This window comes from Noviherbaspirillum sp. (assembly GCF_035944575.1).
GTDB lineage: Bacteria > Pseudomonadota > Gammaproteobacteria > Burkholderiales > Burkholderiaceae_D > Noviherbaspirillum.
The window spans coordinates 1-7,812 of record NZ_DASZBA010000148.1 but is presented as its reverse complement, the minus strand read 5'-3'; the positions used below and the strand labels follow the sequence as shown (position 1 = coordinate 7,812).

Genomic DNA, 7,812 nt, shown 5'->3' with positions numbered 1-7,812 from the left:
TATGACCGGGATACGGAACGCGTCGCACGGGAACTGCTCGGCAAATATCTCGTGCACGTGCAATCCGGGACGACGCGCATCGGCAGGATAGTGGAGACCGAAGCCTACCTCGGTGCGCACGACCTCGCCTCACATTCATCCAAAGGCATCACGCCACGCACCCGCATCATGTACGGCCCGCCCGGCCATGCGTATGTGTACATCATCTACGGCATGCATCACTGCATGAATGTCGTGACCGAAAAGGAAGGCCACGGCGCGGCGGTGCTGTTGCGGGCGGTGGAGCCGGTAGCCGGCATCGACGGCAATACGAAAGGGCCGGGACTGCTGTGCAGGGCGATGGGTATCGACCGGCGTCTGAACGGGGTGGATTTGCTCGGGGATGCGTTGTACGTGGCGGCGGGGGTGAATCAGGAGGAGTTCAAGGTAGTTGAACGGCCGCGCATCGGGGTGGCGTATGCGAAGGAATGGGCGGCGGCGGAGTTGCGGTTTTATATCGAGGGGAATGGGTTTGTGTCGCGGAAGTGAGCGGGGAAAGTAAGGTCCGTATAAACAATAGTATGGCTGCGACCGCGTCTGAACACGATAGCTCCAGCGCTACTGCCTAGACGCAATTGCCAGACTGCTCTAATACTTAATGAAGCCCGCCACAGCCGCGCATAGAGGCTGTGGTTGTTGAATTCCGCTTGGCGCTGCCGGAAAAGTACGGGCCAAGGCGGATAAAGAAGCGAAATCTGTCTGAGCCGCAGGCGAGTTTATTTCGCTTCCCGACTTGGCCCGTACTTTTCCGGGAACCCGAAGGGCAGCGGCTCGCGGTCGCCTTTCTTTGCTTACTTTCTTTGGCGAAGCAAAGAAAGTAAGTGGCCCGCCGAGGCCAGTCCCGGCTAGTCTCTTCGGAGAACCACACGAGTTGCATTAACAAAGAGACTCCGTCGCTCTGGATTCCCCCTTGCAGGGCGCGTACTGGCTTGCAAGCCAGTACTGTTTTGCAGGCGGACAGCATGCTGCCCGAAACCCCTGCAAAACCCTGCGCGGGAATGACAGGCTGATGCAGTACGGAAGGTACTCCGTAGCATCGCAAATGTACTCTCCAATTCGTCGCCTACGGATTCCTATTCCCATTCGGCGGCGAATTCGCCCCATCCGGCTGCGTGATATTCAAATCCTCCAGCCCCGGCAAATGCGCCGGCCGCTCGTCCTTCGGCGGCTGGTCGATCGGCGCCGGACCAGTGACATTCTGGTTCGCCAGTCCCTCGGATTGTTCACGTTCGGTCTTTCCGCGGTTGTCGGAAGTTTGCATGTCGATCTCCGGTATGCGGCAGTGCGCAAAACCGTAGGATGCTTCCCTGCCCCGATAGTTCGTCCGAACCGCGCGGGCATGTCAGACGTGCCGCGCCACCTGGTCGCTCCATTCGAACGCCGCCAGCTGCAGCGCATACAAATCATGGTGCGACAACCGGAAGTTATTGATGCTATCCAGCAACGCGGTCGCTCCCTTATCCGCCCATTCAGTCTGCTCCGCAAGGACCAGCAAGTCGCCGAAATAGCCGCGCCGATACAGCAAAGCGTCTCCCACTTCCTTGGTCACCGGCATCTGCATCAGGATTTCCTCCATCGGCATGCCGAACAGGGAATCCATCAGCGACATGATGCCGACGGTGAAGGCGGTGTCGGCAATGCCGCGGTTGCCCGGGCGCAGCTTTTGCGCAGCCAGCTCAATCAGGCGACCGCGTGTCGTCGCCAGTGTGAGCAGCGGCATCGCGCGCGCGCCCTGTGGACCGCCCGGTGCATAGAGCATGATCTGCAGCCAGCGTTGCAACTGGTTGCGGCCCAGCACCATGAGAGCCTGGTGCAGCGAATCAATGCGGTGCGCGCTGACTGCGGGCGTATTGACGAGGCGCAGCAGATTCAGCCCCAGCGTCGGTTCGTGTTTGATGCCGTCTTCAATGTCGACCGTGTCCGCATCCGATGCAAGCAGGGTGATCAGCCGGATGATCGCGGTCTGCGAGGCCTTGAGTTTCCTGGCGGGCGTGGTTTCCTGCCTGGTGAAGTAATACCCCTGAAAAATGTCGAAGCCGGCATCGCTGCACAACTGGAACTGCTGCGCGGTATGGACGTTTTCCGCCATCACGGTTTTCCGGTGCGGATGCAGGCGGCCGCAGATCATCGCCAGTTCGGCGGCAATCTTGCCGGAGGCATCGACTTTGAGGATGTCCACCAGTGGCAGGAAAGCGGCCAGCGTGCGTTCCTGTTTGTCGACATCGAGTGCGAAGCGGAAGCCGCTGCGTACCAGCTGCGCGATCCGGTCCAGCACCTCGGGGCTGGGTTCGACTCCGTTAGCGATCACCGGCACGACGCTTTGCGGCGGCAGAAAATTGAAAATATCGCTCATCAGCGCTGCCGCGTTCATGTGCAAAAAGCCGGGGACATCGCCAATCACCCTGCCGACGCCGTGCCGGATCACATCGGCGATGACGGAAGGGGTGCCGTCGGCGTCATCGATCGTGCCTGCATCGTCGCTTGCTGCGCTGCAAAACAGCAATTCATACGCTTCCAGTTCCTGCCGACGGTCGAGCACCGGTCGCCTCGTCATGAAGAATGGCGACGCCAGATGGATCCGGTGGGTATTGTTAAAGGTGATGCTAACGCTCATGGCTTCCCCTGCTCGGCAGCCGGTAGCCGGTTGGTTTGCTTATAGGATTTATTCCTCTGCCTACCGGGGTTAACGGCGAAAACCCGGAATACTTGAGCAGCGCAACCGGACCGGCGTATCGTTTGCCGGAACTTAGGGAAGACCTGTCGTTTCTATTAACAGGACCTCCGCTTCGACGACCCCAAGGAGAATAAGATGAGCATGAATTCCAAGGATTATCCCGGCATGGTGACCGGCCTGTTCTACGACCGCGACAGCGCCGAACGGGCTTACCAGGCGGTATCGGACCGCGGCTATGACACCAACGATCTGAATATGGTGATGTCCGACGAAACCCGCGAAAAGCATTTCGGCAATGACGCGCAGCCAGGGCAGCCCACCACCGACCTGGGTAACAAGGCGGCTGAAGGCGCGGGGATCGGCGGTGCCGTCGGCGGCACGCTGGGGGCGATCCTGGCGGCGGTGACTGCGGCAGGCACCAGCATTGCCCTGCCGGGCCTGGGACTGGTGCTTGCCGGACCGCTGGCTGCCGCGGCGATGGGTGCCGGCGCAGGCGCCGCGACCGGCGGCCTGCTCGGCGCACTGATCGGCTGGGGGATTCCGGAGGAACGGGTCAAGCGCTATGAAAACGGCTTGAAGGAAGGCGGCATCCTCATGGGTGTAAGGCCACGTTCGGAGGATGACGCACGCCACTTCGAAGAACAATGGCGCAACAGCAACGGCCAGCATATCTACCGGTAGCAATCGGTTTGCATCAGCCTTGGCGGACGCAGTATCCGCCTCACGTGTCTGCGAAGAGTGCCTATCCGCAATATCGCCATGCGTAAGGCTGCAAACCGACGACGTCAGCATTTTCGCTTCAAAATACCGCCTGCTTCCGATCCCCTGCGAAGCTGGAAACCAGCCCTTGCGCCAGTCTTCCAAAGAGAGCGCCATGGATGGCGGCAGGTGCCTGTTATATTGGCCTGCCACATTCTTCAATGACCGACGATGTAACCAATTATTAAGCAATAATATCGACTATTTTTTACATTTCCGGCCTGATGCGCTTTCCACCCCTTTCCTTTTGCCTGGCAATTCTGCTGGCGTTCTCATTCGCCGCGCAGGCACAACCCGCTTCGCTGCGCGTCGACGGCCAGCCTCCGGCAGAGCCGTTCAACCTCACTCCCTACTGGGCGGTGCTGGAGGATCCGTCACGGCAATGGAAGATCGACGATGTGCGCGCACCCGAACTGGCCGAGCGTTTCGCGCCCCCACCGACAAACAGCGATTCGCTCAATTTCGGCATCACGGATTCGGCGGTATGGCTGCGGCTGACGATACACAACCCGACCGACGAAAACCTCGTCCGACGTCTTGAACTGGCCTACCCGTCGCTCCATTATGTGGACCTGTATGTCTTTGCGCCTGACGGCATGAGACACATGGAGACCGGCGTGCTGCGCCCGTATTCGCAACGGCCTGTCCCCCATCGCCATTTCGTGTTTCCGCTGCGGTTCGCGGCGAACGCCGACACGACGCTGTACCTGCGCGTCGCGTCGAGCGGCTCGCTGAATGTCGCTTCCGAGCTGTGGCATCCGCGGGCGTTCACCGAAAAAATCCTGCATGAATACATGATGCAGGCGTTTTACTTCGGCCTCGTGATCGCGCTCGGTGTCTTCAACCTGTTGCTCTTCTTTTCTCTGCGCGACCCGACCTATTTCTATTACGTGTTGTTCGCGGCCAGCAGCGCCTTGTCGCTACTCGCTTACAGCGGCCTCGGACTGCAGTTCGTCTGGCCGAGCGCGCCGAACTGGGCGGTGAGCGCCACCATGATTGCGTTCGCGCTCAATGGCGCAGCCCTGCTGCAGTTCCAGCGGCGGCTGCTCACCACCAACCAGGTCGTACCGAAGCTGGACCGTGTGATGCTCGCGTTCATCGGTTTGAACGGACTGCAGATCCTCGGCTTTCTCTGGTCATTCGAGCATATGCTGCGCTTCGGGATCGCGATGGATGTCGCCAACATCCTGCTGGCGTTGACTGTCGCCGCCGCCTGCCAGCGGCGGGGTCAGCGCAGCGCGCCGTTTTTCCTGGTCGCTTTCGCCGGGCTGGCGTTGACCGCGCTGCTTACGGCCGCCCACAGCTTCGGCGTGAGCGGCATTCCCAACTTCATCAATATCTACGGCATACAAATCGGGTCGGCACTGGAGATGCTGCTGTTCTCGCTCGCCCTCGCCGATCGCTTCAATCAGCTCCGGCAGGAAAAGGAGTATGCGCAGCAGCAGCTCGTCGACAACCTGAAGCGTTCGGAGCGGCTGCTGGAATTGCGGGTGGAGGAACGCACCGCCGAGCTCTCTCGCCGCAACGAAGAACTGAAGCAGCATGAATTCGCGCTGCAGGCATCGAAGGAAAATGCCGAGGAATCCTCGCGCATGAAGTCGGCGTTCCTGGCCAATGTCAGCCATGAGATCCGCACGCCGATGAATGCCATCATCGGCATGGCCTACCTGGCGTTGCGTACCGATCTCAGTCCCCGCCAGCGGGATTACCTGGAAAAGATCCAGCGCTCGGCGGTGTCGCTGCTCGGCGTCATCAACGACATTCTCGACTTCTCCAAGATCGAAGCCAACAAGCTGCAGATCGAACGCACCAAGTTCTCCTTGCACGACGTGCTCGCCAACGTCAGCGCGGTAATCAGCCAGCGCGCGCAGGAAAAGGGATTGCGCTACTTGTTCGACATCGACTACGACGTACCGGTGCAGCTCATCGGCGATCCCACCCGGCTCGGCCAGGTCCTGATCAACCTGCTCGGCAACGCCATCAAATTCACGCCGGAAGGGCAGGTTTTGCTGCGCTGCGGCGCCGACCGTATCGGCATGGCCTCCGTGATGCTGCGCTTCGAGGTCGAAGATACCGGCATTGGCATATCGCAGGAGGAACAGGCGCGGCTGTTCGATGCCTTCGCGCAGGCCGACGCTTCCATCACCCGCAAATACGGCGGCACCGGGCTGGGCCTGGCGATCAGCCAGCGGCTCGTCGAGATGATGGGAGGCGCGATCACGGTACGCAGCCAGCCGGGCGCCGGCTCGGTATTCGCCTTCAATGCGCGCTTCGAGCTTGATCTGCCGCCGCAGACATCGCCCTGGATCTTGCCTGAAAGCGTGCGCGGGCGCCGGGTGCTGGTCGTGGACGACAATCGCGCCGCACGCCAGCTGCTGTCCCAGCTCCTGGAAAGTTTTCAGCTGTCGGTCGCAGCGGAAGCAAGCGGCGAGGAAGCGTTGGCGGCAATCCGCAGCGCCGACCAGAGTGAGCCGTTCGATGTGGTGCTCGCCGATCTCAGCATGCCCGGCATGAACGGGCTGGAGCTTGCCACGGCCATCGTCGGCGCCGGCCTGGCGCATACGCCGCGCACCTTGCTCGTCACCGCCTATGGCGGCGAGGACGTGGTCCGGCAGGCCGAGAATGCGCCGGTCGCCACGGTGCTGTTCAAGCCCATCGATCCGTCCCTGCTGCACGATGCGCTGGTCGACCTGCTGGCGCAGCATTTGCCGCTGCCCTCGACCGAACGAAAGCGGCGTGTCGCGCCGCGCTTTCACGGCAAGGTGCTGCTGGTGGAGGACAACATCATCAACCAGCAGATTGCCCACGAAATCCTGGCCGCGACAGGCGTGGAAGTGGACATTGCCGACAACGGCCGCCATGCGCTCGACCGGCTGTTCGCCGCCGGGCCGCATGCCTACGACCTGGTATTGATGGATATCCAGATGCCTGAACTCGGCGGCCATGCGGCCACGAGGCGCGTACGCATGGATGCGCGCTATGCGCGCCTGCCGATCGTGGCGATGACCGCCCATGCGACCGAGGAGGAACGGGAGCATTGCCGCCAAAGCGGCATGCAGGACCACATCCCGAAACCGATCGACCCCGATCTTTTCTATGAAGTGATTGCGCGCTGGCTGCCGCGCGCGGGTGTGCTGCCGGCACCGGTCGAGCCTGCGCCGCCGGCGCAATCCGGTGCCGCCCCGATCGCCATTCCCGGGTTCGACACTGCCGATGTCCTCGACCGCCTGGACGGCGATGTCGACCTGTATCACCGGCTCTTGCAGATGTTGCCGGCCGACTTCTCCCGGGCGGCCGAGGCACTGCGGGATGCCTATGCACGCGGCGAGCGCGAGGCGGTGGTCCATGCGGTGCATGACATGCGAGGCATGGCGTCGGGCATCGGCGCCATCGACGTGACCGCTGCGGCGACAGCGCTGGATGATGCACTGAAGGCAGGGCTGGACGACATGCCGCAGGTACTGGCGTTTTGCCGGTTGCTGGAGGAAACGGTCAGCGCAGTGCGGGAGGGTTTGAGCCGGCATCTCGCCGGATTGGACATGTAGGAGCCTACCAGCGGGATATTCGAATTGGCCCGTTTCCTTCGGGCCGAAAATCAGCTATTACTGCGTTCCCCGCCCGGAGGCCCCCAGAAGACCACCCAGGTCACGAAGTCATCGCTGAACCGTTCGAACCGGTGCACCGCGCCCGCTGGCACAAAAACAGCGTCGCCGGCGGCGAGATGCATGCGGCTTTCCTCCAGCACGAATTCCGACGTGCCATGCATTACAAAGTACAGCTCGTCCTGGGCATGCGGCGTCTGGGGGTCGTGGCCGACCGGTGCATATACTTCCACGGACATCGTGCCGTGCGAAAGCGCTCGGGCGAAGCGCTCGCCGCCGGGCCATTTTTCGGATTGGGGACCGGGGATGTTTTGCAGGAGATTTGTCAGTGTGGCTTTCGTCATTGCGTTCTTTTCCTGTTCCGCATTTTTTTGCCATGGCAGGGAAATTGATTGCCATGATTCATCTTATCGTCAAAATTTTTAAAGACGGAAAATCGAGAAGCATCGATAAACCACTGTTCGCAATCCGCGACCGTCATATGTCAGCAAGCTTACTTAAAACAATCATCCTGACTCTTGCACTGCGCCGCGCTTAAATTGACCATTGTTGCCTGGTTTGATGAAAATCAATCTTTTTACAAACCCTTGCCCCATTTCATTTTCACGGAGGAAAACGTTGCGGGAACGTGTCAACAACTGCAAGGTTTGGCGCTACACTGACCGCTCGCCGTACCGATATTCCTGATCAACGGACAGTGCACACGGATGCGATTTTCAAGACGATTTATCCACTCCT

General features: G+C 60.7%; 7 protein-coding genes. 4 read left to right on the top strand and 3 right to left on the bottom strand.

Going from position 1 to position 7,812, the window contains the following annotated elements:
• Positions 1–528 (top strand): DNA-3-methyladenine glycosylase (locus tag VGU61_RS10520; protein ID WP_326859073.1); only part of this gene is annotated, 528 nt, incomplete at its 5' end.
• A gap of 574 nt (positions 529–1,102) precedes the next feature.
• On the opposite strand, the gene VGU61_RS10515 is transcribed toward VGU61_RS10520, so the two are convergent.
• The gene (locus VGU61_RS10515) at positions 1,103–1,300 is read right to left on the bottom strand and encodes a hypothetical protein (protein ID WP_326859072.1); all 198 of its coding nucleotides are present in this window, start codon (positions 1,298–1,300) and stop codon (positions 1,103–1,105) included.
• A gap of 81 nt (positions 1,301–1,381) precedes the next feature.
• Positions 1,382–2,653 (bottom strand): EAL and HDOD domain-containing protein, encoded by a 1,272-nt coding sequence (locus tag VGU61_RS10510; RefSeq protein ID WP_326859071.1) that lies wholly within the window; start codon positions 2,651–2,653, stop codon positions 1,382–1,384.
• Positions 2,654–2,848: 195 nt separating this feature from the next.
• On the opposite strand from VGU61_RS10510, the gene VGU61_RS10505 reads away from it, so the two are divergent.
• On the top strand, positions 2,849–3,394 hold the full coding sequence (locus VGU61_RS10505) for a hypothetical protein (protein ID WP_326859070.1): 546 nt from the start codon (positions 2,849–2,851) through the stop codon (positions 3,392–3,394).
• Positions 3,395–3,696: 302 nt separating this feature from the next.
• The gene (locus tag VGU61_RS10500; protein WP_326859069.1) at positions 3,697–7,017 is read left to right on the top strand and encodes a response regulator; all 3,321 of its coding nucleotides are present in this window, start codon (positions 3,697–3,699) and stop codon (positions 7,015–7,017) included.
• A 50-nt stretch (positions 7,018–7,067) separates the two neighbouring features.
• Here the strand turns inward: VGU61_RS10500 and VGU61_RS10495 are convergent, their stop codons facing one another.
• On the bottom strand, positions 7,068–7,418 hold the full coding sequence (locus tag VGU61_RS10495) for a cupin domain-containing protein (protein ID WP_326859068.1): 351 nt from the start codon (positions 7,416–7,418) through the stop codon (positions 7,068–7,070).
• Here VGU61_RS10495 and VGU61_RS10490 point away from each other — a divergent pair.
• Positions 7,403–7,612 carry a hypothetical protein gene (locus tag VGU61_RS10490; protein WP_326859067.1) on the top strand — a complete coding sequence of 70 codons (210 nt, stop codon included), beginning with the start codon at positions 7,403–7,405 and terminating at the stop codon, positions 7,610–7,612. The genes VGU61_RS10495 and VGU61_RS10490 overlap by 16 nt on opposite strands.
• The last annotated feature ends 200 nt before the right edge of the window (positions 7,613–7,812 follow it).